Source organism: Pseudomonas sp. SWI44, from assembly GCF_002947915.1.
In the GTDB taxonomy this organism is placed as follows: domain Bacteria; phylum Pseudomonadota; class Gammaproteobacteria; order Pseudomonadales; family Pseudomonadaceae; genus Aquipseudomonas; species Aquipseudomonas taiwanensis.
In genome coordinates this window covers 2,217,406-2,243,644 of record NZ_CP026674.1, presented here as the reverse complement: position 1 = coordinate 2,243,644, position 26,239 = coordinate 2,217,406, and the positions used below count along the sequence as shown (strand labels likewise).

General features: G+C 63.1%; 23 protein-coding genes. 11 read left to right on the top strand and 12 right to left on the bottom strand.

The window, feature by feature from the left end:
* Positions 1-54 precede the first annotated feature (54 nt).
* Positions 55-1,356 carry a response regulator gene (locus C4Q26_RS10565; RefSeq protein ID WP_104883068.1) on the top strand — a complete coding sequence of 434 codons (1,302 nt, stop codon included), beginning with the start codon at positions 55-57 and terminating at the stop codon, positions 1,354-1,356.
* A 45-nt stretch (positions 1,357-1,401) separates the two neighbouring features.
* Here C4Q26_RS10565 and C4Q26_RS10560 read toward each other — a convergent pair whose 3' ends face one another.
* Positions 1,402-2,379, bottom strand: a complete 978-nt coding sequence (locus C4Q26_RS10560; RefSeq protein ID WP_027907887.1) for a sensor domain-containing diguanylate cyclase — start codon at positions 2,377-2,379, stop codon at positions 1,402-1,404.
* A 141-nt stretch (positions 2,380-2,520) separates the two neighbouring features.
* Positions 2,521-3,705 (bottom strand): delta-9 fatty acid desaturase DesA, encoded by a 1,185-nt coding sequence (gene desA / locus C4Q26_RS10555; RefSeq protein WP_023378146.1) that lies wholly within the window; start codon positions 3,703-3,705, stop codon positions 2,521-2,523.
* 143 nt (positions 3,706-3,848) lie between these two features.
* On the opposite strand from desA, the gene dibA reads away from it, so the two are divergent.
* Complete coding sequence (gene dibA, locus C4Q26_RS10550) at positions 3,849-5,744, top strand: phosphodiesterase DibA (protein ID WP_041925579.1); 1,896 nt, start codon at positions 3,849-3,851, stop codon at positions 5,742-5,744.
* A 51-nt stretch (positions 5,745-5,795) separates the two neighbouring features.
* Here dibA and C4Q26_RS10545 read toward each other — a convergent pair whose 3' ends face one another.
* The 7 genes from C4Q26_RS10545 to rpiA form a co-directional block, all read right to left on the bottom strand.
* Complete coding sequence (locus tag C4Q26_RS10545) at positions 5,796-6,440, bottom strand: methionine ABC transporter permease (RefSeq protein WP_104883067.1); 645 nt, start codon at positions 6,438-6,440, stop codon at positions 5,796-5,798.
* Positions 6,430-7,539, bottom strand: a complete 1,110-nt coding sequence (locus tag C4Q26_RS10540) for a methionine ABC transporter ATP-binding protein (protein WP_104883066.1) — start codon at positions 7,537-7,539, stop codon at positions 6,430-6,432. The genes C4Q26_RS10545 and C4Q26_RS10540 overlap by 11 nt, the downstream gene beginning before the upstream one ends.
* A gap of 1 nt (position 7,540) precedes the next feature.
* On the bottom strand, positions 7,541-8,341 hold the full coding sequence (locus C4Q26_RS10535) for a MetQ/NlpA family ABC transporter substrate-binding protein (RefSeq protein WP_023378151.1): 801 nt from the start codon (positions 8,339-8,341) through the stop codon (positions 7,541-7,543).
* Positions 8,334-9,722, bottom strand: a complete 1,389-nt coding sequence (locus C4Q26_RS10530; protein WP_104883065.1) for an LLM class flavin-dependent oxidoreductase — start codon at positions 9,720-9,722, stop codon at positions 8,334-8,336. Before C4Q26_RS10530 ends, C4Q26_RS10535 begins: the two co-directional genes overlap by 8 nt.
* Positions 9,722-10,903: an SfnB family sulfur acquisition oxidoreductase gene (locus C4Q26_RS10525; RefSeq protein ID WP_104883064.1), complete on the bottom strand. Its 1,182-nt coding sequence runs from the start codon at positions 10,901-10,903 to the stop codon at positions 9,722-9,724. Before C4Q26_RS10525 ends, C4Q26_RS10530 begins: the two co-directional genes overlap by 1 nt.
* A gap of 88 nt (positions 10,904-10,991) precedes the next feature.
* A complete protein-coding gene (locus tag C4Q26_RS10520; RefSeq protein ID WP_104883063.1) occupies positions 10,992-12,233 on the bottom strand; it encodes an SfnB family sulfur acquisition oxidoreductase in 1,242 nt (413 codons plus the stop codon).
* Between the two features lie 252 nt (positions 12,234-12,485).
* A complete protein-coding gene (gene rpiA / locus C4Q26_RS10515; RefSeq protein ID WP_023378155.1) occupies positions 12,486-13,160 on the bottom strand; it encodes a ribose-5-phosphate isomerase RpiA in 675 nt (224 codons plus the stop codon).
* Positions 13,161-13,292: 132 nt separating this feature from the next.
* Between rpiA and ilvA the strand changes: the two genes are divergently transcribed.
* Both ilvA and C4Q26_RS10505 read left to right on the top strand, forming a co-directional pair.
* A complete protein-coding gene (gene ilvA, locus C4Q26_RS10510) occupies positions 13,293-14,807 on the top strand; it encodes a threonine ammonia-lyase, biosynthetic (RefSeq protein ID WP_023378156.1) in 1,515 nt (504 codons plus the stop codon).
* Between the two features lie 38 nt (positions 14,808-14,845).
* Positions 14,846-15,271 (top strand): DUF2269 domain-containing protein, encoded by a 426-nt coding sequence (locus C4Q26_RS10505; protein WP_023378157.1) that lies wholly within the window; start codon positions 14,846-14,848, stop codon positions 15,269-15,271.
* A gap of 67 nt (positions 15,272-15,338) precedes the next feature.
* Here C4Q26_RS10505 and C4Q26_RS10500 read toward each other — a convergent pair whose 3' ends face one another.
* A complete protein-coding gene (locus C4Q26_RS10500; RefSeq protein ID WP_104883062.1) occupies positions 15,339-15,995 on the bottom strand; it encodes an HAD family phosphatase in 657 nt (218 codons plus the stop codon).
* 140 nt (positions 15,996-16,135) lie between these two features.
* Here C4Q26_RS10500 and C4Q26_RS10495 point away from each other — a divergent pair, with 140 nt between their 5' ends.
* Positions 16,136-16,615, top strand: a complete 480-nt coding sequence (locus tag C4Q26_RS10495; protein WP_003249017.1) for an RNA pyrophosphohydrolase — start codon at positions 16,136-16,138, stop codon at positions 16,613-16,615.
* 22 nt (positions 16,616-16,637) lie between these two features.
* Positions 16,638-18,911 carry a phosphoenolpyruvate--protein phosphotransferase gene (gene ptsP, locus C4Q26_RS10490; RefSeq protein ID WP_023378159.1) on the top strand — a complete coding sequence of 758 codons (2,274 nt, stop codon included), beginning with the start codon at positions 16,638-16,640 and terminating at the stop codon, positions 18,909-18,911.
* 69 nt (positions 18,912-18,980) lie between these two features.
* Here the strand turns inward: ptsP and C4Q26_RS10485 are convergent, their stop codons facing one another.
* Entirely contained in the window at positions 18,981-19,727 is a 747-nt protein-coding gene (locus tag C4Q26_RS10485; protein ID WP_023378160.1) for an NRDE family protein, read from the bottom strand.
* Between the two features lie 130 nt (positions 19,728-19,857).
* Between C4Q26_RS10485 and C4Q26_RS10480 the strand changes: the two genes are divergently transcribed.
* Genes C4Q26_RS10480 through C4Q26_RS10470 form a run of 3 tightly spaced genes read left to right on the top strand, consistent with a single transcriptional unit; the run spans position 19,858 to position 22,486 of the window.
* Positions 19,858-20,640, top strand: a complete 783-nt coding sequence (locus C4Q26_RS10480) for a sulfite exporter TauE/SafE family protein (RefSeq protein ID WP_104883061.1) — start codon at positions 19,858-19,860, stop codon at positions 20,638-20,640.
* Positions 20,641-20,656: 16 nt separating this feature from the next.
* Positions 20,657-21,466, top strand: coding sequence for a prolipoprotein diacylglyceryl transferase (gene lgt, locus C4Q26_RS10475; protein WP_023378162.1), 810 nt, complete (start codon positions 20,657-20,659; stop codon positions 21,464-21,466).
* Between the two features lie 48 nt (positions 21,467-21,514).
* Complete coding sequence (locus tag C4Q26_RS10470) at positions 21,515-22,486, top strand: thymidylate synthase (RefSeq protein WP_023378163.1); 972 nt, start codon at positions 21,515-21,517, stop codon at positions 22,484-22,486.
* 38 nt (positions 22,487-22,524) lie between these two features.
* Here the strand turns inward: C4Q26_RS10470 and cadR are convergent, their stop codons facing one another.
* Positions 22,525-22,968, bottom strand: coding sequence for a cadmium resistance transcriptional regulator CadR (gene cadR, locus C4Q26_RS10465; protein ID WP_023378164.1), 444 nt, complete (start codon positions 22,966-22,968; stop codon positions 22,525-22,527).
* Positions 22,969-23,051: 83 nt separating this feature from the next.
* Here cadR and C4Q26_RS10460 point away from each other — a divergent pair, with 83 nt between their 5' ends.
* Together C4Q26_RS10460 and C4Q26_RS10455 are read left to right on the top strand one after the other, a co-directional pair.
* A complete protein-coding gene (locus tag C4Q26_RS10460; RefSeq protein WP_104883060.1) occupies positions 23,052-25,304 on the top strand; it encodes a heavy metal translocating P-type ATPase in 2,253 nt (750 codons plus the stop codon).
* Between the two features lie 9 nt (positions 25,305-25,313).
* Positions 25,314-26,183, top strand: a complete 870-nt coding sequence (locus tag C4Q26_RS10455; RefSeq protein WP_023378166.1) for a LysR family transcriptional regulator — start codon at positions 25,314-25,316, stop codon at positions 26,181-26,183.
* Positions 26,184-26,239: the final 56 nt, after the last annotated feature.

Sequence of the window (26,239 nt, the reverse complement as noted above, 5' to 3'; positions counted from 1 at the left end):
ACTTGCCTTGGAAGCTGCAACGGATTGCGTGTCAGGGATATTCAGGAGTTGGCCATGAACGCTGCAGACCCCACCCCACCTTGCGTATTGATTGCCGAGGGCGACCCCTGGGTGCGCGATATGCTCAGCGAAATGCTGCTCAGTGTCCGCTGCGATGCTCGTCTGCAAGTGTGCGCCGATGGCGCCCAGGCGCTGACTGCACTGTCCAGCAAGCCCGACCTGATCATTGCGGCCCGTGAGCTGGCAGGTGTCGATGGTCTTGACCTGCTGCGCAAGGTCCGCGCCAAAGGCCCGGAGTTGCCGTTCATTCTCATGAGCAACCGCAGCGACAGCGCCAGTGTGCGCGAGGCCTTGCCATTGCACCCCACGGCCTATCTGAGCAAACCACTGAACCTCGATAGCCTGCGCAAGCGCCTGGAAGCGTTGCTGTTGGAAGTTGGCGAACAGATCGCTTGCCCGGTTCAACCCTTGCAGCCGGGTATCACGCTGAGTGCCTTCCTGGAGCAGCGCCGTGCCACCGCTGATGGCGGCCCCCTGTTCGCTGACGTGGAGCTTGCGATCAAGCGAGCGCTGAATCCACAGGGGTTGGACCTGAAGGTGCTCGAAGCCGAAGTGCGTGACGATCCGCAAATTACCGCGGTGCTGATCGCCGCTGCCAACAGCGCCGCCCTGCACCGCGATGCCCCGGTGCAAACCCTGTTGCAGGCGTTGAACAAGCTGGGCAGCACGCAGAGCATGAACCTGATACTGGGTATGACGCTCAAGCGCAGCGCGCGCCTGAGCGACCCGTTGCTGGCGAGCCAGGCCACGCACTTGTGGAAGCTGTCGCTGCACAGCGCTGAGTATGCCCGCAGCTTGGCGCGCATGCTCGAGCTCGATGAAGAGCGCTGTTATTGCGCAGGCTTGCTGCATTGCCTGGGCGACCTGGCTGTATTGCGCTGCCTGCAGGAGTGGCGACTGGGGGGAGGCGCACTGGACGAACATCAGGTGCAGCAGTCGCTTGATGAGTTCGGTGCGGCGTTCGGCTCGGCGTTGCGCACCCGTTGGCGCTTGCCGCTGAGTCTGCGCGAGCTGATTGCAGCCATCTACCAACTGGGTGGGGGGGTGTACTCGCGGGAGATCCTGGCCATGAACCTGGCTGGGCAATTGGCGCGGTTGCCTGGGGACCAAGGGCTGGAAAAGCTGGCCAGCAGCAAGACCGCCCGCCTGCTCAAGGTCGGCTTGCCCGAGTTGAACCGGCTGCGCAAGTTGGACAGTGCCGAGGTGAAGCCGAAGGAGGACGTGACGGTTGAGGTGGCTGTAGCAACTGCTGATGAAGAAGAGCCCTCATCCAACGAGGGAGAGTCTCCGGCCTGACAAACCGGAGTCGCAGTACGGGCTAGGCGCTGGTGGCTTGCCGGTTCATCCCATCACTATCTGGTTCTTGCCTTGCCGCTTGGCCTGGTACATGGCCGCATCCGCCCGGGCGAATACGCTGTCCAGCGATGCATCTTCATCGGTCAGCCCGGTCAATCCCTGGCTGATGGTCACGCCATAGGTGTGATCGCCATGGGTGAAGCTCAATCGCTGAATCTCTCGCTGCAGGCGCTCGGCGATCTGCTCCGCCATCTGCGCCGTGCAGCCTGGAAACACCGCGGCGAACTCCTCGCCGCCAATACGCCCGAATACGTCGCCGCGCCGTAGAACGGCTTTGCCGCTATCGGCGATGCGCTGCAGGACTTGGTCGCCTTCCTGGTGGCCGTAGCTGTCGTTGATCTGTTTGAAGTCGTCGATGTCCAGCAGCAGGAAGGCCAGTGGTGTGCCAGCCTCGCGGGCACTGGCGAAGGCCTGGTTGGCACAGTCGAAGAAATGCCGGCGATTGCTGCTCTGGGTCAGCACATCAGTGGTGGCCAGGCGCTGCAGTTCGCCTTCCAATTGCTTCTTTTCGGTGATGTCCTCGGCGATGCCGACGATGATCACGCGTTGCTCGCCATCACGCTGCTGATTGATGTAGCACTTGTCGCTAAGCCAGCGTACTTGGCCGTCGGCATTGATGATCCGATACTCGCGGTCTTCCATCGAGCCTTTGAGCAGCACCTGGGCCAGACTGCGTTCGGCGTGCTCCAGGTCATCCGGGTAGATGCTGTCGCGCCACTCGTTGTAGTCGGCCAGCACCAGGCTGGCCGGTCGGCCGAAGATGCGTTCGTAGGCTGGGCTGACGTACAACACTTGACGGGCTTCCCAGTCGAAAGCCCACAGCACTGCGTTGACGCTGTCGAGCAGCGAGCTGAAGAGCTGCTCACGCTCGCTGAGGCGGGCGACTTCACCTTGCGCATGCAGCAGAGCCAGCAGGGTCTGGGCGGCTTCCGGTGGTTGGGATGAATGGTTGGGCTTGGCCATGTGCACGAAGCAGTTCTCGACATGAAAGCGTGCGGCCACAGACCGGCCTGCCACGCGGGCGATGTGCCGATTTGAGTTCAAGTGCTGGCGGGAAGTTCCAGGCAAACGCCCCGCTGGATGGGGCGTGCCGATCAACGGTTATCAGGCGCCGGTAGGGCGCAGGGAGTAGGTCTTGAGCTGCGCTGCGAAGTCGTGCAGCGCGTGGATACCACTGGCCTCGGCCTCATGCACCCAGTCCTTGATGGCGGCAAGCATGTCATGGCCGTTGGCGCTGGTCCGGGCCCAGATCTGCTGCAGGGCCAGGCGCTTCTCGTAGATGGTCTTCAAGGCCTGGCTATGGGCGAGCATGGACTCGATGCGCGCGTGGTGGCGATCTTCCAGCAAGCTGGTTTCCCGCGACAGCAGGCGTTTGGCGCGGCGGAAGTGGTGGCGCACCGAGGCGTCCACCTTGGCCAGCTCTTGCTTGACCAGCGGGCCGATCACCAGCTTGCGGTACTGAGCCATGATCTGGAAGCGGTTGTTGAGGATGGCCATGGCGGTATCCATGTCCAGGCTGGCCTTACCCTCGACCCGGTGGGCGATAGGCGCGACCCGTTGTACCTTGGCCAGGCGCAGCAGGCAGAACAGGCGGATCCAGGCCCAGCCCATGTCGAATTCCCAGCGCCTGACCGAAAGCTTGGCCGAGTTAGGGTAGGTATGGTGATTGTTGTGCAGTTCTTCCCCGCCAATGACGATGCCCCATGGCACCAGGTTGGTGGCGGCGTCGCGGCATTCGAAGTTGCGGTAGCCGACGGCATGGCCCAGGCCGTTCACCACGCCTGCGGCCCAGAATGGAATCCACATCATCTGAACTGCCCAGACGGTGATGCCGAGGGTGCCGAACAGCAGCAGGTCGATGACGGCCATCAGCGCGATGCCGCCCAGCTTGTAGCGTGAATAGAGGTTGCGCTCGATCCAGTCATCCGGGCAGTTCTTGCCGTAGATGCGCAGGGTCTCGGGGTTGCGCGCCTCTTCCCGGTAGAGCTCCGCACCTTTGCGCAGCACGGTGCCCAGGCCCTTGTAGACCGGGCTGTGCGGGTCTTCAGGGGTTTCGCACTTGGCGTGGTGCTTGCGGTGGACGGCGGTCCATTCGCGGGTATTCTGCGCCGTGGTCAGCCACAGCCAGAAGCGGAAAAAATGCTTGAGCGCACCGTTGAGCTCCAGGGCGCGGTGGGCGGAGTAGCGGTGCAGGTAGACGGTGACGCTGACGATGGTCACATGGGTCATCAGCAAGGTGATGGCGACCAGTTGCCAGGCCGACAAGTCGAGCAGGCCGTTGTACCACATAGGTTTGGAAACCCTCGAAAACAGGGAAGGGCCTGATTATCCCTTGGTAGGGAAATAAAACCAGTCACCCTTTCAGATAGGAAGTCACGACATGTTTCAGCCTTTATAATGCCCCATCCTTTTTCATGGGCTTTGCACCCGACATGTCTGTTTCTGTTCGCGACGCCTTGCGCATGGCTGCGCTCTACGTGGTGCTCTCGATCCTCTGGCTGGTGATGTCCGAGGTGGTGTTGCACAGTATGTCTGAAGACCCGCTGGCGTTGACCGTGGGGCGGCAGATCAACGTCGTGCTCTGGGTGCTGGTCAGCGCTGCGCTGATTTTCGTCTCCCGCGCCCGCCTGCTCAATTTCATCGGGATGGGCGCCCGCCTGCGCAGCGAGGACCGTGAGCGCTTGCGCATGGCGGCCGCGGTGTTCGACAGCACCCTCGAAGGTGTGTTGGTCACCGATCGTCAGGGCCTGATCGTGCACGTCAATCGTGCGTTCATGCGCATTACCGGCTATCAGCAGGACGAAGTGCTCGGCCAGCGGCCCAGCAAGTTCAAGTCCGGACGCCACGGCGCGCCGTTCTACCAGCAGATATACGCCACTTTGGCACAGAAGGGCGAGTGGAGCGGAGAAATCTGGAACCGGCGAAAAAGTGGCGAGATCTACCCGCAATGGCAGACGATCTGCGCTATTCGCGACGATGGTGGTGACCTGACTCATTATGTTGCCGTGTTCAGCGATATCAGTGCGATCAAGCATTCCGAGCAGGAGCTTGCCTACGTGGCTCACCATGATCCGCTCACCGGTCTGCCTAATCGTTTGCTGTTCAACGACCGTGCCGCCCAGACCCTGGGTGCCGCCCAGGCCAACAAGCGCGGTTGTGCGTTGCTGCTGCTGGACCTGGACCACTTCCAGAGCATCAACGACGGCCTGGGCCACACCATTGGCGATCAGTTGCTCAAGCTGGTCGGCGAGCGCCTGGTCGAAGTGTTGGGCAATGGCGTGACCCTGGCGCGCCTGGGTGGCGACGAGTTCGGCGTGTTGTACGAAAACTGTCAGCAGGTCGGCCAGGCCGGCAAGTTGGCTCAGCGCATCATCGAACGGATGCGCGAACCGTTCACCTTCGACGGCCATCGCCTGTTCATCAGCGCCAGCGTCGGTATCAGCCTGTTCCCCAACGATGCGCTGAGCGCAGAGCAGCTGTTGCGCAATGCCGACTCCGCGCTGTTCAAGGCCAAGAGCAACGGCAGGGCCTGCTATGCGTTCTATACCGAAGAGTTGACCGCTCACGCCCAGCATCGGGTGGAAACCGCCGGCGAGTTGCGGCGGGCCCTTGAAGAGCAAGAGCTGCGGGTCTTTTTCCAGCCAGTGCATGACCTGTTCACATCGAAAATGGTCGGGGTCGAGGCACTGGTCCGCTGGCAGCACCCTCAGCGTGGCCTGGTACCGCCAGGCGAGTTCATCCCGATTGCCGAGCGCACGGGGCTGATCGCCGAAATCGATGCCTGGGTGTTGCACCAGGCCTGCCGGCAGATGGTGCAGTGGCAGGTCGAAGGGCGGCAGTTGGCGTTCGTCGCGGTGAACATTTCCAGCCGCCTGTTCAGCCAGAACGACCTGTATCGGCAGGTGGCCGAGGTGCTGCACGAAACCGGGCTGAACCCGGCTTTGCTGGAGCTGGAGGTGACCGAAAGCGCGGTGATGGAGGACCCGGAGGTCGCCTTGGAGCAACTGCACCGCTTGCGTGAGCTCGGTCTGAACCTGGCCATCGACGACTTCGGCACGGGTTACTCATCGCTGCTGCGGCTCAAGCGCCTGCCGGTACAGAAGCTGAAGATCGACCAAGGCTTCGTCGCCGGCCTGCCGCTCGATGACGATGACATCGCCATTGTCCGGGTGATCATCGCCCTGGCCCGCAGCATGGGCATGCAAGTGCATGCCGAGGGCATCGAGCAGCCCGAGCAGGCCCGGTTCCTGCTCGAACAGCAGTGTCAGCTGGGGCAGGGGTACTGGTTCGGACGCCCAGTGCCCGCGCGGGATCTGCACTGGGGTTGATCCCTTTGCTGGCAAGCCAGCGCCCTATGGGAGCCGGCTTGCCAGCGAGACTCACCGCTTGTTCAACCCTTTCGCCAGCCGATCTCCACCCAGCTGGATCAACGCCACCAACGCTACCAGCAAGGCGATGACGGTCAGCATGATCTGGCTGTCGAAGCGCTGGTACCCGAACCGATAGGCGATATCCCCCAGCCCGCCAGCGCCGATCGCCCCGGCCATGGCCGAGGAGTTGATCAAGGTGACCAGGGTAATGGTAAATCCGCCGACGATCCCGGGTAACGCCTCGGGCAGCAGCACATGCCAGACGATGTGCCAGCGGCGGCAACCCATGGCCTGGGCTGCTTCCACCAGGCCATGGTCAACCTCGCGCAGGCTGACTTCGGCAATACGGGCGAAGAATGGTGTAGCAGCGATGGTCAGTGGCACCACGGCTGCCCACACGCCATAGGTTGTGCCGACCACCAGGCGGGTGAAGGGGATCAGTGCGACCATCAGAATCAGGAACGGGATCGAGCGGAACAGGTTCACGAACGCTCCTGTCACCCGGTTCAGCAGCGGCGCCTCGAAGATTCCGTCCTTGTCGCTGGTGACCAGCAGCACCGCCAGGGGCACCCCTACCAGCAGCGCGATCAATGAAGACACACCGACCATCAGCAACGTGTCGAGCAAACCTTCCAGCAAGCGATCAAACCACATGGCCCAGCACCTCCACGTCTTCTGCCCAGAGGCAGGCACGCTCCAGCAAGTGGTGAGTGTCGTGCGGCGAACCCTGCACCGACAGGATCAGTTGCCCCAAGGCCTGCTCGCCGATGGTTTCCACACCGCCCTGGAGTAACCGCACACGACCACCCAGGTCATTGAACAGGTCGGAAAGCGCGGGCTCGCCGATGACGGTCAGCTTGAGGACCACTGCACTGTTACGTCCGGCCGGGGCCGACCTGAGACTGGCCTGCAGCGCTGCGGGAAGCTTGGCCTGCAATGGCGCCAGCAAGGTCCGTGTGACTTCGTGGCGGGGAGAGCCGAACACCTTCCAGACTTCACCCTGCTCGACAACTTCGCCGCGTTCGAGCACCACCACGCGATGGCAGATGTCACGGATCACCGCCATCTCATGGGTGATCAGCACCACCGTCAGGCCCAGGCGCAGGTTGATGTCGCGCAGCAGTTCGAGGATCGAGGCCGTGGTTTCCGGGTCCAGCGCCGAGGTGGCCTCGTCGCACAGCAGGATCTCGGGGTCATGGACCAGCGCCCGGGCGATGCCGACCCGCTGCTTTTGTCCCCCGGACAGCTGCGCCGGGTAGACATGATGCTTCTCGCCAAGGCCCACCAGTTCCAGCAACTCGCGTACTTTGCGCTGGCGCTCGGCCCTGGCCACGCCGGCCACCTTCAGTGGCAGTTCGACGTTCTGCCACACGGTCTTGGCCGACATCAGGTTGAAGTGCTGGAAGATCATGCCGATGCGTCGACGCAGCGCAACCAGGCGATCCTCGTCGAATGGGGCGATGTCCACCTGGTCGATCAATACCCGGCCCTGGCTGGGTTGCTCCAGGCGATTGATGGTACGCAGCAGTGAGGACTTGCCTGCGCCACTGCGTCCGATGATGCCGAAGATCTCACCGCGGCGGATGTTCAGGTCGATGCCCTGCAAGGCCGGTTGCGCCTGGCCGGGGTAGGTCTTGCCCAGGCCAATGAAGCGCACGTGGGCTTCATTGACGTCCGGGCGCAGGGCCTGCTCGCGTGACGGTGGTGGCGAGGTGTCGGTGATGGGCGCCTTGAAGGCGCGGGCCTGGCTCATGTCAGCCTTCCCAGCCGGCCTGGTAGAGCTTGCCGTGCGCCTTGTTCAGCGCCGCGCGCACGGTCGGCGAGTGCTGGTAGATGTCGACGAACTTGGCCAGGCGTGGGTCGTTCTTGGTTTGCGGACGAATGACGAACTGGATGACGTATTCCTTGTTCTCCAGGCCATCGAACAGCAGTGCCGAAGTGGCGTCGAAACTGTTGGCCAGGCGGATGTAGGCAGGGTAGCCCTGGACCAGGTCGGCATCGTCATAGGCACGCACCAACTGGACGGCCTCGACCTGGAGGATTTTCAGCTTTTTCGGGTTGGCGACGATGTCGTCTTCGGTGGCCTTGTAGCCAACGCCCGGCTTGAGGGTGATCAAGCCAGCCTTGGCCAGCAGTTGCAACCCGCGTCCGCTGTTGATCGGGTCATTGGCAATGGCCACGCTGGCGCCTTCGGGCAGTTCGGCGAAGCTTTTGTATTTTTTCGAGTACAGCCCGACGTTGTTGATGATTCCCGGTGCGTACGGCACCAGGTCAAATCCAGCGGCGGCCTTGGCGTTCTCCAGGAAAGGGATGTGCTGGAAGTAATTGACGTCGATGTCGCCGCTGTTGAGGCTGACGTTGGGTGCGATCCAGTCGCTGAACTCGATCAGCTTCACTTCCAGGCCTTGCTTGTGCGCCTCTTCCACGGCGGCCTCCAACGGAATCGCGAAGGCTGCGGTGGTGCCGATCTTCAGAGGCTCGGCGGCGAGCAGCGAGCTGGACAGGCCAAGGGTCAGGGCGATGGCCGCGACGGGCCGGAACAGTTTCTCAAGCATGGTGCAGGACTCCAGTCGGGGCAGGGGCGGTTGAGCGGTAATTCGAGCCAGGGTGGCCGTCGGGCAAAAAGGGGTGAGCGCTGTCGAACAGCTTCTCGCGCAGGGTGCCCTCGGCGTAGGCAGTCTTGTAGCGGCCTCGTTGTTGCAGTTGCGGGACCACCAGGTCGATGAAGTCTTCGAAACTTTCCGGGGTGACGGTACGGGTCAGGTTGAAACCATCCAGACCGGTCTCGTCGATCCAGGCGATGAGCTGCTCTGCGACCTGTTCGGCAGTGCCGACCAGGGTCACGTAGCGTCCGCCCAGAGCGTGCTGCTGCAACAGGCGGCGGCGGGTCCAGGCGTTCTCCTGCAACTGGCGGGTGGCCGACTGGATGGCATTGCCTTTGCTGAAACCGATGGGCTGGTCCAGCGCATAGGCGGCGAAGTCGATCCCGGTGGAGGCCGCGAAGTGCGCTACACCCGCTTCGGGGCTGGCGTAGCGCAGGTATTCGACATGCTTGGCCTGCGCCTGGTCTTCGGTGGGCGCGACGATCACGGTGATGCCCATGAACACCTTGATGGACTGGGGGGCGCGGCCGGCTACCTGGGCCGCTGCGCGCACCTTGTCGACCTGGGCGCGGGTGCCGGCCTTGTCCTGCCCGCTGATGAACACGCATTCGGCATGATTGCCGGCAAAGGCCAGGCCGCGAGGCGAGCTACCGGCCTGGAACAGCACCGGGGTGCGCTGCGGCGAAGGCTCGCACAGGTGATATCCTTCGACCTGGTAGAACTCGCCTTGGTGCCGAACTTTACGCACTTTGTCTGGCCGGGCGTAGATACGCTGTTCGCGGTCTTGCACCACGGCATCGTCGTCCCAACTGCCTTCCAGTAGCTTGTACAGCACCTGTAGGTATTCATCGGCCTGGTCGTACCGGCGGTCGTGCTCAGGCTGCTGCGCAAGGCCCATGGCGCGGGCGGCGCTGTCGAGGTAGCCAGTGACGATGTTCCAGCCGACCCGGCCATTGCTCAGGTGGTCGAGGGTCGAGAGGCGTCGTGCGAACAGGTACGGCGCCTCGTAGGTAAGGTTGGCGGTCAGGCCGAAGCCCAGGTGGCGGGTCACCGCGGCCATGGCCGAGACCAGCAGCAGTGGGTCGTTGACCGGTAGCTGGATGGATTCCTTGAGCGTCAGGTCCAGCGAACTGCCGTAGATGTCGTAAGTGCCGACGATGTCGGCGATGAACAATCCGTCGAATAGCCCGCGTTCGAGCAGCTTCGCCAGGTCGGTCCAGTATTCCAGGGTCTTGTAGCGTGTCGAAGTATCCCGGGGGTGGGTCCACAGCCCGTGGTTGATATGCCCGACGCAGTTCATGTTGAAGGCATTGAGCAGAATCTGCTTGGCCATCAGATGGTCCCCCGGCGCGGCGGGTTCGTGTCGTTCAGGTAGTAGTTGCCGATGGCGTGGTACTTCCAGCGCACCGGGTCATGCAAGGTATGAACCCGGGCATTGCGCCAGTGGCGGTCGAGGTTATGTTCGGCGAGGGTGGCCTGGCTGCCGGCCAATTCGAACAGCGTGGTGCCGGCGGCGAGGGAGATTTCGGTGCTGATCGCCCGTGCCTCGGCCACGGCGATCGACGCAGCGGCGACGGTGTCGGCGTTGCTGTCGTCGCGGGCGCGGTCGAGGTATTCCCCTGCGCGTTCCAGCAGGGCTTCGGTGGCGTGCAGGCGGATCGCCAGGTGACCGAAGCTTTTCAGGGTCAGCGGATCGTCAGTGGCTTTGTCGAGGCCGGAGTCGACCCAGGGCCGGCTGCGGGTGCGCACGAAGTGCAGGGCATCCTCATAAGCGGCGCGGGCGATACCGGTGTCGATGGCGGCATGAAGAATCTGGGCCAGCGGGCCGACGGGTGTCGGCCGCTCGAAGGCGCTGTCGAACGGCACCACGTCGTCGGCGCGCACTAACACGTTGTCGAACACCACCGAGCCGCTGCCGGTGGTGCGCTGGCCGAAGCCACTCCAGTCGTCGATCACCTGCAGCCCTCGGCTATTGGCAGGGACGAAGGCCAGGTGCTGAGTACCGTGCTCATCGACGACCGAGGTGGGGATGCGCTGGGCATAAAGCGCACCAGTGGCGTAGAACTTGCGGCCATCGATACGGAAACCTTCGCCATCGCGGGTGAGGCGAGTGGTGCGGTCGTGGGCGTTCTTGGTACCCAGTTCGGCCAAGGCATTGCCAAAGCGCTGACCTTTGAGAACTTCACCGTAAAGGCGTCTTTGCTGCTCAGTGCTGCCATTCACGCGCAGCACTTCCAGGGCGTAGAAGTGGTTTTGCGGGATCTGCCCAAGGGAGGCGTCGGCCTGGGCGATGCGGGCGATGACCTTGGCCAGCGTGACGTTGGATACGCCCGCGCCGCCGAAGGCTTTGGGCACGCTGATGGCCCACAGGCCAGAGCGGCTGAACAGATCGAGCTCGGCGTGGGGCAGGCGGCGTTCGCGGTCGCGCAGGGGGCTGTCCTGGCGCAGTTTCTGGGCAATTTCTTCAGCGACGGACAATGCCTGGGCATCGCTGGTGATGATCGATGTCGTCATTTTGTTCTCCGGGGTGGAGCCGCGTGCCACGCCATCGGCGACAAGCCAGCGCCTACAGGGCACCGGCGGTTCGGCGATGGGGGGCGAATCAGATCCAGGAATGCCGTGCAGGCAGGGTGCCGTTAAGGTGGTACGCGCCCACCGCGTGGTACTTCCAGCGCACCGGGTCATGCAGCGTGTGCACCCGGGCATTGCGCCAGTGGCGGTCGAGGTTGAACTCGGCGAGGGTGGCGCGGCTGCCGGCCAGCTCGAACAGTTTCTCGCTGGCCTGCAGCGAAATCTCGGTGGTCAGTACCTTGGCCTCGGCCACGGCGATAGAGGCACGGGCTGCCGCTTGGGCGTCGATCGGTCCGGCGTTGACCTCGTCAAGCACTCTGGCCGCCTTGCGTAGCAGGGCTTCGGCGGCGTGCAGCTCGAGTTTCAGGCGGCCGATGTCGGCGATCACATAAGGGTCGTCGCTGGCGCGCTCGACCTTGGCTTCGATCCATGGCCGGGATTTATCGCGCACGAAGGCGATTGCATCTTCGATCGCCGCTTCGGCGATGCCTGCGTCGATGGCGGCCTGGATCAGTTGCGACGCAGCCCCTTGAATGTTGGGGATGTCACGCTGGCGCCAGTTGTCGATGACCAGGTCGGCCTCCACCGGCACCTCTTCGAGCAGCACGGTGCCGCTGGCGGTGGTGCGCTGTCCGAAGCCCGACCAGTCGTCGACGATGCGCAGCCCAGGGCTGCCCCGGCGTACGAATGCCAGGCGCTGTCGGCCTTCGTCGTCCAGTGCCTTGACGGCAACCCAATGGGCGAACAGGGCACCTGTGGAATAGAACTTCTCGCCGCTGACGCGGTAGCCGTCACCTGTGCGGGTGATCCTGGCCTTGAGGGTCAGGGTATCCTTGGTGCCGCGTTCAGGCCCGGCATTACCGATACGCCAACCGTCGAGCACGCTGCGGAAGATCACCGCCTGCTGGGCTTCGCTGGCGGTCAGACGCAGCAATTGCAGCATGCCGAACTGGTTCTGTGGGATCTGCCCCAGAGCCGGGTCGGCGGCGCTGATCAGGCGGAATACCTCGGCGATGGTTTCGAAGGAAACGTCCGGGCCGCCATAGGCCTTGGGCACACTGATGCTACCCAGGCCGCTGCGGGTGAACTGTTCGATCTCGGCCCACGGCAGCTTGCGTTGCTGATCGCGGCGCGAGGCCTGCTCGCGAGCGATCGCAGCCAGTTCACGGGCGGCTTGCAGAGCTTCGGCGTCGGTACGCAGCACCTTGGCCGGCAGCAGCAGTGGCGAGCTGTCGAGGTCGCTGTGAAATTGGGTATTTGGCTGGCTGGACATCAGTGCCGCTCCTTGGCTGCACTCAATGCCCTGGCGTTGCGCACTGGGGTGATTGTGACCCTGACCATTCCTTACCTCACAAAATAGAAACGTCGCTTCAGCTGAACGCGACAAACATTTGTTGGTCCGGTGGTCCGGTATATATACCCTAATGGCTTATCAGGGGTTTATGAACTAACTCTTTGGAATATGCATAGAAGGCGGGGTGAAGACGGCGCAGGCCCTGAACGTAGAGCCTGCGCCGCCCAGCTGTTACTCGGCTTTCAGGCTTTTCACGCCTTCTGCAGTGCCCAGCAGCAGCAAGTCGGCGGGACGGGCCGCGAACAGGCCGTTGGTGACGACGCCGACGATCGCGTTGATCTGGCGCTCCAGCTCTACCGGGTTGGTGATCTGCAGGTTGTGCACATCCAGGATGACGTTGCCATTGTCGGTCACCACGCCCTCGCGGTACACCGGGTCGCCGCCCAGCTTCACCAGCTGGCGCGCGACATGGCTGCGGGCCATTGGGATGACTTCGACTGGCAGCGGGAAGGCACCCAGCACCGGCACCAGCTTGCTGGCGTCGGCGATGCAGATGAAGGTCTTGGCCACGGCGGCGACGATCTTCTCGCGGGTCAGGGCCGCACCGCCGCCCTTGATCAGGTTCAGGTGCGCATCGCTTTCGTCGGCGCCGTCGACGTAGAACTCCAGTTCGCTGACGCTGTTGAGCTCGTACACCGGAATACCATGGCCCTTCAGACGCTGGGCGGTGGCCTCGGAGCTGGCGACCGCGCCATCGAAGGCGGTCTTGTGCTGGGCCAGGGCATCAATGAAGAAGTTGGCGGTCGAACCGGTTCCGACGCCGACGACGCTCTTTTCATCCAGCTTGGGCAGAATGAAGTCGACAGCGGCCTGGGCGACGGCCTGTTTGAGTTGGTCCTGGGTCATGCGGGCTCCGAAAGGGGCAGGGCGGTTTCAAAGTTGCCTAGTATAACGGCTCGGGCGGCTTTGCTGTGGTCGCCCGACGTAGCGCTGGGGTAGACTCCCAGCCCTTGTCCCGCGGCCAGTGATGCTTTCCCGATGCTCGAACAGTACGTCAAGAAGATCCTCACCTCGCGCGTCTACGACGTTGCGGTCGAAACCCCGCTGCAGAGCGCCGGGCAGCTGAGCAAGCGCCTGAACAACCAGGTGCTGCTCAAACGTGAAGACCTGCAGCCGGTGTTCTCCTTCAAGATCCGCGGGGCGTACAACAAGCTGGCGCAGTTGAGCGCAGAAGAACTGGCCCGTGGCGTGGTCACCGCCTCCGCCGGCAACCACGCGCAGGGTGTAGCCCTGGCGGCCCGCGAGCTGGGCATCAAGGCCACCATCGTGATGCCCAAGACCACCCCGGAGATCAAGGTCGAGGGCGTGCGTTCGCGGGGCGGCAAGGTGGTGCTTCACGGCGATTCGTTCCCCGAGGCGCTGGCTTATTCGCTCAAGCTCGTGGACGAGAAGGGCTTCGTCTACATCCACCCTTACGATGACCCGCACACCATCGCCGGCCAAGGCACCGTGGCCATGGAAATCCTGCGCCAGCACCCCGGCCAGCTGGACGCGATCTTCGTGCCTGTGGGCGGCGGCGGTCTGATCGCCGGTATCGCGGCCTACGTGAAGTACCTGCGCCCCGAGATCAAGGTGATCGGTGTCGAGCCGGACGACTCCAACTGCCTGCAGGCAGCGATGGCGGCAGGCGAGCGCGTGGTGCTGCCCCAGGTGGGGCTGTTCGCCGATGGCGTCGCGGTAGCCCAGATCGGTCAGCATACCTTCGACATCTGCCGTCACTACGTGGACGAGGTGGTGACCGTCAGTACGGATGAAATCTGTGCGGCAATCAAGGATATCTACGACGATACCCGCTCGATCACCGAACCTGCTGGCGCATTGGGCGTTGCGGGCATCAAGAAGTACGTCGAGCTCAAGGGCGTGAGCGGCCAGACCCTGGTGGCCATCGATTCGGGCGCTAACGTCAACTTCGATCGTCTGCGCCACGTGGCCGAGCGTGCCGAGTTGGGTGAAAAGCGCGAAGCGATCATCGCCGTGACCATTCCCGAGCGGCCAGGCAGCTTCAAGGCCTTCTGCGAGGCCATTGGCAAACGCCAGATCACCGAATTCAACTACCGTCGCCACACTTCCGATGAGGCGCACATCTTCGTGGGCGTACAAACCCATCCGGAGAACGACCCTCGGGCGGCCTTGGTGCAGCATTTGAGCGATCAAGGTTTCCCGGTAACCGACCTGACCGACAACGAACTGGCCAAGCTGCACATTCGCCATATGGTCGGCGGCCATTCGGCAGGCGCCAGCGATGAGATCGTGCTGCGTTTCGAGTTCCCTGAGCGGCCCGGTGCGCTGTTCAACTTCCTCAACAAGCTGGGCGGGCGCTGGAACATTTCGATGTTCCATTACCGTAACCATGGTGCTGCCGATGGACGCGTGGTAGCCGGTTTGCAGGTACCGGAAGATGAGCGCCATTTGGTGCCGGCGGCCTTGGCCAAGATCGGTTATCCGTACTGGGACGAGACCGACAACCCAGCATACCGGCTGTTCCTGGGTTGAGCGGCTAAGCTAGACCTATCGCTCAAGGACGTGAAGACATGGAACACCTGACAACGCTCAAGACCCTGCACATCGTCGCCACCGCCCTGTTGTTGCTGGGTGCGCTGGGGCTGGCGGTCTGGACCATTGTGGCGCGCCGGCGAGGCGATACCCAGGCGTATGGCAAGCTGTTGCGCCGACCGTTGGTGTTCGTCTGGCTGCTGATGGGGGTGTGCTTGGTGAGCATGCCGTTCACCGGGTGGTGGCTGGTACACCTGGTCGGCTGGCCGCTGGGGCAGACCTGGCTGCTGGCGTCCAGCGTCATCTACACCTTCGGCGCGTTTGCCGTGTGGTGGTTGCTGGTGCGTCTGAATCGCCTGCGCAAGGCCGAGGTGGTGGGTTTGAAGTTCACCCTGGCGCTGGCGGTATTCAGTGGGGTGTGCTTGCTGTCCATCGCCGGGTTGATGGGGGCCAAGCCGATATAAGGCAGCTTCGCTGCGCTGGGGGAGCGGCTTTGTGTCGCGAAGGGGCCGCATAGCGGCCCTGTCGGTCTCAATCCCTGAGCGACAACACCTGCCACCCACGCAGCTCCGCCTCCGCCCGCAGTTTCGGATCCGGGTCCACGGCCACCGGCCGCTCAACCTGCTCCAGCAAGGGCAGGTCGTTCATCGAGTCGCTGTAGAAGCTGCTGCCCTGCAGGTCATAGCCGTTCTCAAGCATCCAGCGCTTCAGACGCGTCACCTTCCCTTCACGGAAACACGGTATATCGGTACTGCGCCCGGTGTACCGGCCGTCGATGATCTCGCATTCGGTAGCCAGCAGGGTGCGTACACCCAGGCGGCGGGCGATGGGTGCGGTGACGAACCGGTTGGTGGCGGTGATGATCAGCAGGTGGTCGCCGGCCTCGCGGTGCTGGCGCAGCAGAGCCTCGGCCTTGGGCAGGATGATCGGCTCGATGCAGTCGCGCATGAAGTCGCGGTGCCATTCGTCGAGCTGGGCAGGCGCCGTGGCAGCGAGGATTTCCATGGAAAAGGCCAGGTACGCCTGCAGGTCCAGGGTGCCGGCCAGGTAGTCCTGGTAGAAACCGTCATTGCGTTGTTTGTAGGCGACCGGGTCAAGGATGCGCCGTTCGCACAGGTAGTCGCCCCATGCATGGTCGCTGTCGCCACCGAGGAGGGTATTGTCCAGGTCGAATAAAGCCAGGCGCATCGCGGTCACTCAGGTCTGCCACAAGGAAGCCCGCAGAATACGGAGTTTTCACCTTGCTGCACATAAGCTTGGTGGGCGCGTTGCTGCGCTCGTGAGCTTTGTGGAACAATGCGGTGACATGCGTTTGCGAGGTTGCTGCCGTGATCGACCCGGATGGTTTTCGCCCTAACGTCGGGATCATTCTCACGAATGATGCCGGGCAGGTGCTATGGGCTCGGCGGATCAACCAGGATGCCTGGCAATTTCCCCAGGGCGGTATCAACCCTGATGAAACGCCGGAAGATGCCCTGTACCGCGAGCTGAACGAAGAAGTTGGCCTTGAACGCGACGATGTGGAAATTCTTGCCTGCACCCGTGGCTGGTTGCGTTATCGTTTACCCCAACGCCTGGTACGTACCCACAGCCAGCCGTTGTGTATCGGCCAGAAGCAGAAGTGGTTCCTGCTGCGCCTGGTGAGTAACGAACAGCGGGTGCGGATGGACCTGACCGGCAAGCCAGAGTTCGACGGCTGGCGCTGGGTCAGTTATTGGTACCCGCTGGGCCAGGTGGTGACATTCAAGCGCGAGGTCTACCGACGCGCCCTGAAAGAGCTAGCACCGCGTCTGCTGACGCGCGACTGACGACGGAGTTCGACCCCGAGCCATGCTCAATACGCTGCGCAAGATCGTCCAGGAAGTGAACTCCGCCAAAGATCTCAAGACGGCGTTGGGTATCATTGTCTTGCGCGTCAAGGAGGCCATGGGCAGCCAGGTCTGCTCGGTCTACCTGCTCGACCCGGAAACCAACCGTTTCGTGCTGATGGCCACCGAGGGCTTGAACAAGCGCTCCATCGGCAAAGTCAGCATGGCCCCCAACGAAGGTCTGGTCGGCCTGGTCGGCACCCGCGAAGAGCCGCTGAACCTGGAAAACGCCGCCGACCACCCCCGTTACCGCTACTTCGCCGAAACCGGCGAGGAAAAATTCGCCTCCTTCCTTGGCGCGCCAATCATTCACCACCGCCGCGTGGTGGGGGTGCTGGTGATCCAGCAAAAGGAGCGCCGCCAGTTCGACGAGGGCGAAGAAGCCTTCCTGGTCACCATGAGCGCGCAACTGGCCGGGGTAATTGCCCATGCCGAGGCCACAGGCTCGATCAGGGGGCTGGGGCGCCAGGGCAAGGGTATCCAGGAAGCGCGTTTCGTCGGCGTGCCGGGCTCGCCAGGCGCTGCAGTCGGGCGTGCCGTGGTCATGCTGCCGCCCGCTGACCTCGAAGTGGTTCCCGACAAGGCGGTCGACGATATCGACGCCGAGCTCAATCTGTTCCAGAACGCGCTCGAAGGCGTGCGCGAAGACATGCGCAAGCTGTCCGCCAAGCTGGCCACGCAGCTGCGCCCGGAAGAGCGCGCGTTGTTCGACGTCTACCTGATGATGCTCGAAGACGCCGCCCTTGGCGGTGAGGTAACCGAAGTCATCAAGACTGGCCAATGGGCTCAGGGCGCGCTGCGCCAGGTGGTCGGCGAGCACGTCAGCCGCTTCGAGCTGATGGACGATGATTACCTGCGCGAGCGCGCATCCGACGTCAAAGACCTCGGTCGACGCCTGCTGGCTTACCTGCAAGAGGCCCGCTCGCAATCGCTGGTCTATGCCGACAATACCATCCTGGTCAGTGAAGAGCTGACCCCGGCCATGCTCGGCGAGGTGCCGGAGGGCAAGCTGGTAGGGTTGGTGTCGGTACTGGGCTCGGGCAACTCCCACGTCGCGATCCTGGCTCGGGCCATGGGGATCCCGACGGTGATGGGTCTGGTCGACCTGCCGTATTCCAAGGTCGACGGCATCGAAATGATCGTCGACGGCTACAAAGGCGAGGTGTTCACCAACCCCAGCGACGTGCTGCGCAAGCAGTACAGCGATGTGGTGGAGGAAGAGCGCCAGCTCGCCCAGGGCCTTGACGCTTTGCGCGAACTGCCCTGCGTGACCCCCGATGGCCACCGCATGCCGTTGTGGGTCAACACTGGTCTGCTCGCCGATGTTGCCCGTGCCCAGCAGCGCGGCGCCGAAGGTGTAGGGCTGTACCGTACCGAAGTACCGTTCATGATCAACCAGCGCTTCCCCAGCGAGAAAGAGCAGCTGGCGATCTACCGCGAACAGTTGGCGGCGTTCCATCCGCTGCCGGTGACCATGCGGACCCTCGACATCGGCGGTGACAAGGCCCTTTCATATTTTCCGATCAAGGAAGAGAACCCGTTCCTGGGCTGGCGCGGCATTCGCGTCACGCTCGACCACCCGGAGATCTTCCTGGTTCAGACCCGCGCCATGCTCAAGGCCAGCGAGGGCCTGAACAACCTGCGCATCCTGCTGCCGATGATCTCGGGCATTCATGAGCTCGAAGAAGCCCTGCACCTGATCCACCGGGCCTGGGGCGAGGTCCGCGACGAGGGCACCGATGTACCGATGCCACCGGTCGGCGTGATGGTCGAGATCCCTGCTGCGGTGTACCAGACCAAGGAGCTGGCGCGGCAGGTGGACTTCCTGTCGGTGGGCTCCAACGACCTGACCCAGTACCTGCTGGCGGTCGATCGCAACAACCCGCGTGTCGCCGACCTTTACGACTACCTGCACCCAGCGGTGTTGCAGGCGTTGAACACCGTGGTGCGCGACGCCCATGGCGAAGGCAAGCCAGTGAGTATCTGTGGCGAGATGGCCGGTGATCCGGCGGCGGCGATCCTGTTGATGGCCATGGGCTTCGACAGCCTGTCGATGAACGCTACCAACCTGCCGAAGGTGAAGTGGATGCTGCGCCAGATCAACATGAGCAAGGCCAAGGAGCTGCTGACCGAGGCCATGGGTCATGACAACCCGCAGGTTATCCACAGCTCGTTGCAGCTGGCGCTGAAGAACCTTGGGTTGGCGCGGATGATCGGCCCGAACAAGGCGCTCTGATTGATGTGTCCCTATCGCCGGCTAGTCGGTTCCAACGGCCTTCGGGGCCTGGCTTGCTGGCGATAGGCATCAGACTTCGAGGGTAACTTCCCCCAAATGCCCACCAAACGGGCCGAAACTGCGCTCGAACAGCCGTCTTCTGCCATGATCGTCCACGATCAGTACCGTACTGGCGCGTGTTCCGTAGCTCTGGCTGGCGATGAACACACTCGACAGCAACTTCTCGGTCGCCAGTCCCACACCCGTCTCAGGCAGTTCGCCATCCGCCGCGGGTTCGGCATCGGCCAGCAACGCCAGCATGCGTTGTGGGTCCGCTGATTCCAGTAACGCCTCCAGGCCGTTTCGCGCCTTCACCAGCTTCGGCCATGGCGTATCCAGCCCGGCATTGGACAGCCCATACACACCGGGGGCCAGCAGTCGGGGCTCTGCTTCGCGGGCATGCAGGTAACCCAGTCGCTGACCGTCACCGACCAGTAAGTTGAACCCCGAATACTGCCCGCTGCGGCTGGCGACTTGGTCGAGATACCCTTCGAGCCCCTGATCACCCTGCAGAAACGCCGCCACCAGTTCACCCCGGCTGCGCGCCCCCAGCGGCTGGCTAGGGTCGCGGATGTTGGTCAGCGCGGCGAAGCGCCCCTGGGGTCCCACGCCCAGCCAGGTGCCCCCGGCCTCCAGGTCGCGACCGGCATACACGCCGGGCGCATCATCCCAGCCCGCCAGGGCCAGTGCGGGACGGGCATAGAATTCGTCACGGTTGGCCGCGACGATCAGCGGCAGGGGGTGTCCGGGCCGCCAGGCGAATACGATCAGGCACATCGGTTGGGCCTCTGTGTTTTTAGCCACTCTACCCATTGCGGCCGTGTCGATCCATCCTGTCACAGACTTCACTAGAGCCCCGAGCCCGGCTTCCGTTACCATGCCGGATTGTTTTTCTTGGGGGCGACGAATGGAGTTCGTACTCTATCTGCTGTTGGGCGCGTGCGCCGGCGTGCTGGCCGGGCTGTTCGGCGTGGGCGGCGGCATCATCATCGTGCCGGTGCTGGTGTTCAGCTTCACCCTGCAGGGCTTCGACCCCTCGGTGCTGACCCACCTGGCGGTCGGCACTTCACTGGCGACCATCGTATTCACATCGATCAACGCCGTGCTCGAGCACCAGCGTAAAGGCGCGGTGCAATGGCCGATTTTTGCCTGGATGACCCTCGGCATCCTCATCGGGGCCGGTATCGGTGCCAAGACGGCTTCGCTCATCCAAGGTCCGCAGTTGCAGAAGATCATCGGTGTGTTCGCCCTGATCGTCGCCGTACAGATGGCCCTGGACCTGAAACCCAAGGCCAGCCGTGGCATCCCCGGCAAGCCCGCATTGGTCGGTGCTGGCGGTGTGATCGGCTGGGCCTCGGCCATTTTCGGCATCGGTGGCGGTTCGCTGACCGTGCCGTTCCTGACCTGGCGCAGCCTGCCCATGCAACAGGCAGTGGCGACCTCCTCGGCGTGTGGTCTGCCGATTGCGGTGGCCAGCGCCCTGAGCTTCATGTGGCTGGGCTGGCGCGAGGAACATTTGCCGGCCCATAGCCTGGGCTACGTGTACCTGCCGGCACTGGTCGGCATTGCCGTCACCAGCATGTTTTTCGCCCGCTACGGCGCGCGTCTGGCGCACAAGCTTTCGCCACGTTTGTTGAAACGCCTGTTCGCAGTACTGCTGTTCTGCGTCGGCCTCAGCTTTTTGATTTGAATCGAGAGGAAGTTCCATGCTGCCTTACCCGCAGATAGACCCCGTGGCCGTGGCCATCGGGCCGTTGAAAATCCACTGGTACGGCCTGATGTACCTGATCGGCATCGGCGGCGCCTGGCTGCTGGCTTCGCGCCGTCTGAACCGCTTCGACCCCACCTGGAGCCGTGAAAAGCTCTCGGACCTGGTGTTCTGGTTGTCGATGGGGGTGATCGTTGGCGGGCGCCTGGGCTACGTGTTGTTCTATGACCTGCACCAGTACCTGGCCAATCCGACGTTGATCTTCGAGGTGTGGAAGGGCGGCATGTCGTTCCATGGTGGCTTCATTGGCGTGATGTTGGCGGCGCTGTGGTTCGGCAAGCGCAATAACAAGTCGTTCTTCGAACTGATGGACTTCGTCGCCCCGCTGGTACCGATTGGCTTGGGCGCCGGGCGTATCGGCAACTTCATCAACGCCGAACTGTGGGGCAAGGCCACCGATCTGCCTTGGGCGATGGTGTTCCCACCGTTCAGCGACCCGGCCCAGTTGCCGCGTCACCCGTCGCAGCTTTACCAGTTCGCCCTCGAAGGTGTGGCACTATTCGTCATCCTCTGGCTGTACTCGCGCAAGCCGCGCCCGACCATGGCCGTTTCCGGCATGTTCGCGCTGTTCTACGGTATCTTCCGTTTCATCGTGGAGTTCGTGCGGGTACCCGACGCCCAGCTTGGCTACATCGCCTTCGGCTGGTTGACCATGGGTCAGTTGCTTTGCGTGCCGATGATCGCCGGCGGCATCTTCCTGATCTGGTGGGCCTACAACCGTAAACCGACGGCCAAGGCCACCGTTTGATTTTCACGGCAGGGGCGATCCCCCTGCCGTTCTTGTTACAGGTAAGCCATGAAACAGTATCTAGATCTGGTCCGTGACGTCATCGAGAACGGCACCTTGCAAGGCAACCGCACCGGTATTCGCACCATCAGCCTGCCGGGCGCCATGCTCAAGTTCGACCTGCAGAAAGGCTTCCCGGCCATCACCACACGCAAGCTGGCGTTCAAGTCGGCCATCGGCGAGATGGTGGGTTTCCTGCGTGGCGTGAAGAGCGCCGGTGAGTTCCGCGAGCTGGGCTGCAAGGTCTGGGACCAGAACGCCAACGAAAACGCCCAGTGGCTGGCCAACCCATTCCGCCAGGGGCATGACGACCTCGGCGAGATCTACGGCGTGCAATGGCGCAAGTGGCCGGGCTACAAGCGCGTTCCGCTGAGCAACCCGGCAGCGATCGAGATGGCTGAAAAGCAGGGCTTTCGCAGGATCGCCCAGGACGAGGAAGAGGGCCAGGCGTTCGTCATCCTGTACAAGGCCATCGACCAGGTGCGTCAGTGCCTGGACACCATCGCCAACGACCCGGGCAGCCGTCGCATCTTGTTCCATGGCTGGAACTGCGCCCAGCTGGATGAAATGGCCCTGCCGCCGTGCCATCTGCTGTATCAGTTCCACCCCAATGTCGAGACCAAGGAAATTTCCCTGACGCTCTACATTCGTTCCAATGACCTGGGCCTGGGAACGCCGTTCAACCTCACCGAGGGCGCGGCCCTGCTGTCGTTGTTCGGCCGCCTGACCGGTTATACACCGCGCTGGTTCACCTATTTCATTGGTGATGCCCATGTGTACGAGAACCACTTGGACATGCTCAACGAGCAGCTCAAGCGCGAGCCGCTGGAAGCACCCAGACTGGTCATCAGCGACCGCGTGCCGGCGTTCGCCGAGACCGGCAAGTACGAGCCGGAGTGGTTGGAGAAGATCGAGCCGAGTGATTTCTGGCTGGAAGGGTATGAACATCATGCGCCGATGACGGCGCCGATGGCAGTCTGACGGCCCCATCGTCTGCACCGGCCTCTTCGCGGGCACTTCTAGTGCCCGTGACTGCGCCCCACGTGCGAATGCTCGGTTTCTGGCACCGACACCGCCCCGTTCACTTCCAGTTGCTGCAAGATCGCGCATTCGTTTCCCTGTGCGTTGCAGCGCTGTCGCAGTTCCACCAACTGTTCTTGCAACGCCACCAGGCCATCGATTCGCGCCTGCACATGCGCGATATGCTCATCGATCAGCGCATTGACGCTGCCGCAAGAACCTTCCGGGCTGTCGCGAAGGCTTAGCAGGCTGCGGATCTCGTCCAGGGTCATGTCCAAGGTACGGCAGTTGCGGATGAACGTCAGTCGCTCGACATGCGCCTGGGTGTACAGCCGGTAGTTGCCGTCCGTACGAGCGGGCTCTGGCAGCAAGTGCTCTCGTTCGTAATAGCGGATGGTCTCCACGGCGCAGTCGGTGGCTTTGGCCAGTTCTCCGATCTTCATCACGAAATCTCCAGCGTGTGGCTTGACCCTATAGTGGCTACAGGGTGTTCACTTGGCAACAGGCGCATTTTAAGGACGACCTCATGAACCAGCCTGTCAGCCACGAACACACGCACGACCATGCCCACGGCCAGGGTGGCGATAGCCACTGCCACGATTCCCATGCTCACAGCTGCTGCGGCGCCAGTGCTGCGCCCGCGTTCGTGCAATTGACCGAAAAGGCCAGTGATGATGCGCAGTTCAGCCGCTTTCGCATCGAGGCCATGGACTGCCCGACCGAGCAGACGCTGATCCAGGACAAACTGGGCAAGCTGGCCGGTATCGAGCAGTTGGAATTCAACCTGATCAACCGCGTGCTGGGTGTGCGCCACACGTTGGGTGCAACAGCCGACATCGAACGGGCCATCGACAGCCTGGGGATGAAGGCCGAGCCGATTGCTGCCCAGGACGATGCCACGCCAGCCACGCCACAACCGGCCAAGATCCGCTGGTGGCCTCTGGCATTGTCAGGTATTGCCGCGATCGCCGCCGAAATCGTGCACTTTGGCGCACTGGCCCCGGAGTGGGCAGTAGCCGCATTGGCGCTGGCAGCCATTCTTGGCTGCGGTCTGGGCACTTACAAGAAGGGCTGGATCGCCCTGAAAAACCGTAACTTGAACATCAACGCGTTGATGAGCATTGCGGTGACGGGCGCCGTACTGATCGGGCAGTGGCCCGAAGCTGCCATGGTGATGGTGCTGTTTACCATCGCCGAGCTGATCGAAGCGCGTTCGCTGGACCGCGCGCGCAATGCCATTGGCGGGTTGATGCAACTGACTCCGGACATGGCAACAGTGCAGCAGGCGGATGGCCAGTGGCGCGAGGTGGCGGTGCGTGAGGTGGCTCTTGGCGCGCGGGTTCGGGTACGCCCCGGTGAACGCATCGGCCTGGACGGTGAAGTGACCAGCGGCCGATCCAGTGTCGATCAAGCACCGATCACCGGCGAAAGCCTGCCTGTGGAAAAGACCGTGGGCGACAAGCTGTTTGCCGGCACCATCAACCAGGCGGGGGCGCTGGAGTTCCGGGTAACTGCTGCTGCCGGGCAGTCGACCCTGGCGCGGATCATCAAGGCCGTCGAGCAAGCGCAAGGCGCGCGCGCCCCTACCCAGCGTTTTGTCGACCGTTTTTCGCGTATCTACACGCCGGCAGTGTTTGCCATCGCCTTGGCTGTGGCACTCATCCCTCCGCTGCTCATGGCTGGTGCCTGGTTCGACTGGGTTTACCGCGCCCTGGTGCTGCTGGTGGTGGCCTGCCCGTGCGCCCTGATCATCTCGACCCCGGTGACCATCGTCAGCGGCCTGGCGGCAGCCGCGCGCAAAGGCATCCTGATCAAGGGCGGCGTTTACCTGGAGGGTGGACGCCATCTGGATTTCCTGGCCCTGGACAAGACCGGCACCATCACCCACGGCAAACCGGTGCAGACCGACGTCAAGGTGCTGGAACCGACGTTCGAAGACCGCGCACAAGCCCTGGCCGCCAGCCTGGGCGAGCGCTCTGACCACCCGGTTTCCCGCGCTATCGCCCAATACGGCAAGGAGCAAGGCCTGGCCATGAGCGAGGTGGATGATTTTGCCGCGCTGGCCGGGCGTGGCGTGCGAGGCACCATTGCCGGTGAGGTCTACCACTTGGGCAACCACCGCCTGGTAGAGGAGCTGGGGCTGTGTTCGCCCGAGTTGGAATCCCAGCTGGATGCGCTGGAACGCCAGGGCAAGACCGTGGTCCTGCTACTCGACCGCTCTGGCCCGCTGGCGCTGTTCGCCGTGGCGGACACCGTCAAGGACAGCAGCCGCCAGGCCATCGAAGAGCTGCATGGGTTGGGCATCAAGACTGTCATGCTCACGGGTGACAATCCGCATACCGCGCAAGCCATCGCCGCCGTGGTAGGGATAGACCGTGCCGAAGGTAACCTGCTGCCCGCCGACAAGCTGAAAACCATCGAAGCGCTGTACGCCCAGGGTCATCGGGTGGGTATGGTCGGTGACGGCATCAACGACGCCCCGGCCCTGGCCCGCGCCGAGATCGGTTTTGCCATGGCGGCAGCCGGTACCGACACTGCCATCGAGACTGCCGATGTGGCACTGATGGACGATGACTTGCGGAAAATCCCGGCCTTCGTCAGGCTGTCGCGCCACAGTGCGGCGATCCTCATGCAGAACATCGTTCTGGCATTAGGCATCAAGGCGATATTCCTGGCGATCACCTTCGCCGGCATGGCCACCCTGTGGGTGGCGGTATTCGCCGACATGGGCGTGAGCCTGCTGGTGGTGTTCAACGGCTTGCGCCTGTTGCGCAAATAGAGGACATGCATGCTGAGTTCGGAGCTGAAAGCCTTCTACATGGTGGCCCGTCTGGGCAGTATCACCTTGGCGGCGAAGAAGCTTGGGCTCAGCCAGCCCACGGTCACCACGCAAATCCGTAACCTGGAAGGCCAGTACGCCGTGGAGTTGTTCTACCGTGGCGGGCGGCGCCTGGTTTTGAGCGAGGAGGGCGTGCGCCTGCTGCCGATGGTCAAGGCATTGCTGCAGCAGGAGGCCGACATCGAGTTCGAGCTGCGCAACAGCGGCCAAGCCCAAGGCAGCTTGCGCCTCGCGGCGACCGCGCCGTTCTACATTCTTGACCTGGTAAAGATCTACCGCGAACGCTTGCCGCAGGTGGAAGTCGCGGTGGAGATCGGTAACTCGCAGCAGGTACTGGAAATGCTTGAGGACTACCGGGTGGACATCGCCGCATCGTCGCAACTGGTAGAAGATCCGCGACTGGTTCGGCGGGTCCTGGGGAGCGATCCGCTGGTGGTGGCGGTGCACCGTAGCCACCCGTTGGCCCATCGCCAGACGGTATCGATCGAGGCGGTGGCCGGGCATTGCCTGCTGGTACGCGAGAAAGGCTCGACCACCCGCAAACTGACCGAGCAGATGATGCAGGAGGCGGGGGTGAAGGCCGGGGCACTGTTGGAAATCGGCAGCCGCGAGTCGATACGCGAGGCGGTGCTGCGCAATATCGGCATCAGTGTGATTGCCCGCCACGAGGTGCCGCACAACCCGGAACTGCGGGTGCTGGCGCTGGAGGATGCGCCAGTCATGCACGAGTACCTGTACTGCCTCAAGGAGCGGCGCCAGGCCAGGTTGCCAGCGGCCTTCCTTGGTGTAGCCCAGGAAGTGGCCGGTTCACGCTTCTGAGGATCTTGCAGGAGCGGTCGATACAAAATCTGCCTATGCCACTATCACCGGCTTTT

Coding starts and splice junctions, on each gene's coding strand:
- C4Q26_RS10565 (WP_104883068.1), top strand. CDS start 55: ATGAACGCTGCAGACCCCACCCCACCTTGCGTATTGATTGCCGAGGGC.
- C4Q26_RS10560 (WP_027907887.1), bottom strand. CDS start 2,379: ATGGCCAAGCCCAACCATTCATCCCAACCACCGGAAGCCGCCCAGACC.
- desA (WP_023378146.1), bottom strand. CDS start 3,705: ATGTGGTACAACGGCCTGCTCGACTTGTCGGCCTGGCAACTGGTCGCC.
- dibA (WP_041925579.1), top strand. CDS start 3,849: ATGTCTGTTTCTGTTCGCGACGCCTTGCGCATGGCTGCGCTCTACGTG.
- C4Q26_RS10545 (WP_104883067.1), bottom strand. CDS start 6,440: ATGTGGTTTGATCGCTTGCTGGAAGGTTTGCTCGACACGTTGCTGATG.
- C4Q26_RS10540 (WP_104883066.1), bottom strand. CDS start 7,539: ATGAGCCAGGCCCGCGCCTTCAAGGCGCCCATCACCGACACCTCGCCA.
- C4Q26_RS10535 (WP_023378151.1), bottom strand. CDS start 8,341: ATGCTTGAGAAACTGTTCCGGCCCGTCGCGGCCATCGCCCTGACCCTT.
- C4Q26_RS10530 (WP_104883065.1), bottom strand. CDS start 9,722: ATGGCCAAGCAGATTCTGCTCAATGCCTTCAACATGAACTGCGTCGGG.
- C4Q26_RS10525 (WP_104883064.1), bottom strand. CDS start 10,903: ATGACGACATCGATCATCACCAGCGATGCCCAGGCATTGTCCGTCGCT.
- C4Q26_RS10520 (WP_104883063.1), bottom strand. CDS start 12,233: ATGTCCAGCCAGCCAAATACCCAATTTCACAGCGACCTCGACAGCTCG.
- rpiA (WP_023378155.1), bottom strand. CDS start 13,160: ATGACCCAGGACCAACTCAAACAGGCCGTCGCCCAGGCCGCTGTCGAC.
- ilvA (WP_023378156.1), top strand. CDS start 13,293: ATGCTCGAACAGTACGTCAAGAAGATCCTCACCTCGCGCGTCTACGAC.
- C4Q26_RS10505 (WP_023378157.1), top strand. CDS start 14,846: ATGGAACACCTGACAACGCTCAAGACCCTGCACATCGTCGCCACCGCC.
- C4Q26_RS10500 (WP_104883062.1), bottom strand. CDS start 15,995: ATGCGCCTGGCTTTATTCGACCTGGACAATACCCTCCTCGGTGGCGAC.
- ptsP (WP_023378159.1), top strand. CDS start 16,638: ATGCTCAATACGCTGCGCAAGATCGTCCAGGAAGTGAACTCCGCCAAA.
- C4Q26_RS10485 (WP_023378160.1), bottom strand. CDS start 19,727: ATGTGCCTGATCGTATTCGCCTGGCGGCCCGGACACCCCCTGCCGCTG.
- C4Q26_RS10480 (WP_104883061.1), top strand. CDS start 19,858: ATGGAGTTCGTACTCTATCTGCTGTTGGGCGCGTGCGCCGGCGTGCTG.
- lgt (WP_023378162.1), top strand. CDS start 20,657: ATGCTGCCTTACCCGCAGATAGACCCCGTGGCCGTGGCCATCGGGCCG.
- C4Q26_RS10470 (WP_023378163.1), top strand. CDS start 21,515: ATGAAACAGTATCTAGATCTGGTCCGTGACGTCATCGAGAACGGCACC.
- cadR (WP_023378164.1), bottom strand. CDS start 22,968: ATGAAGATCGGAGAACTGGCCAAAGCCACCGACTGCGCCGTGGAGACC.
- C4Q26_RS10460 (WP_104883060.1), top strand. CDS start 23,052: ATGAACCAGCCTGTCAGCCACGAACACACGCACGACCATGCCCACGGC.
- C4Q26_RS10455 (WP_023378166.1), top strand. CDS start 25,314: ATGCTGAGTTCGGAGCTGAAAGCCTTCTACATGGTGGCCCGTCTGGGC.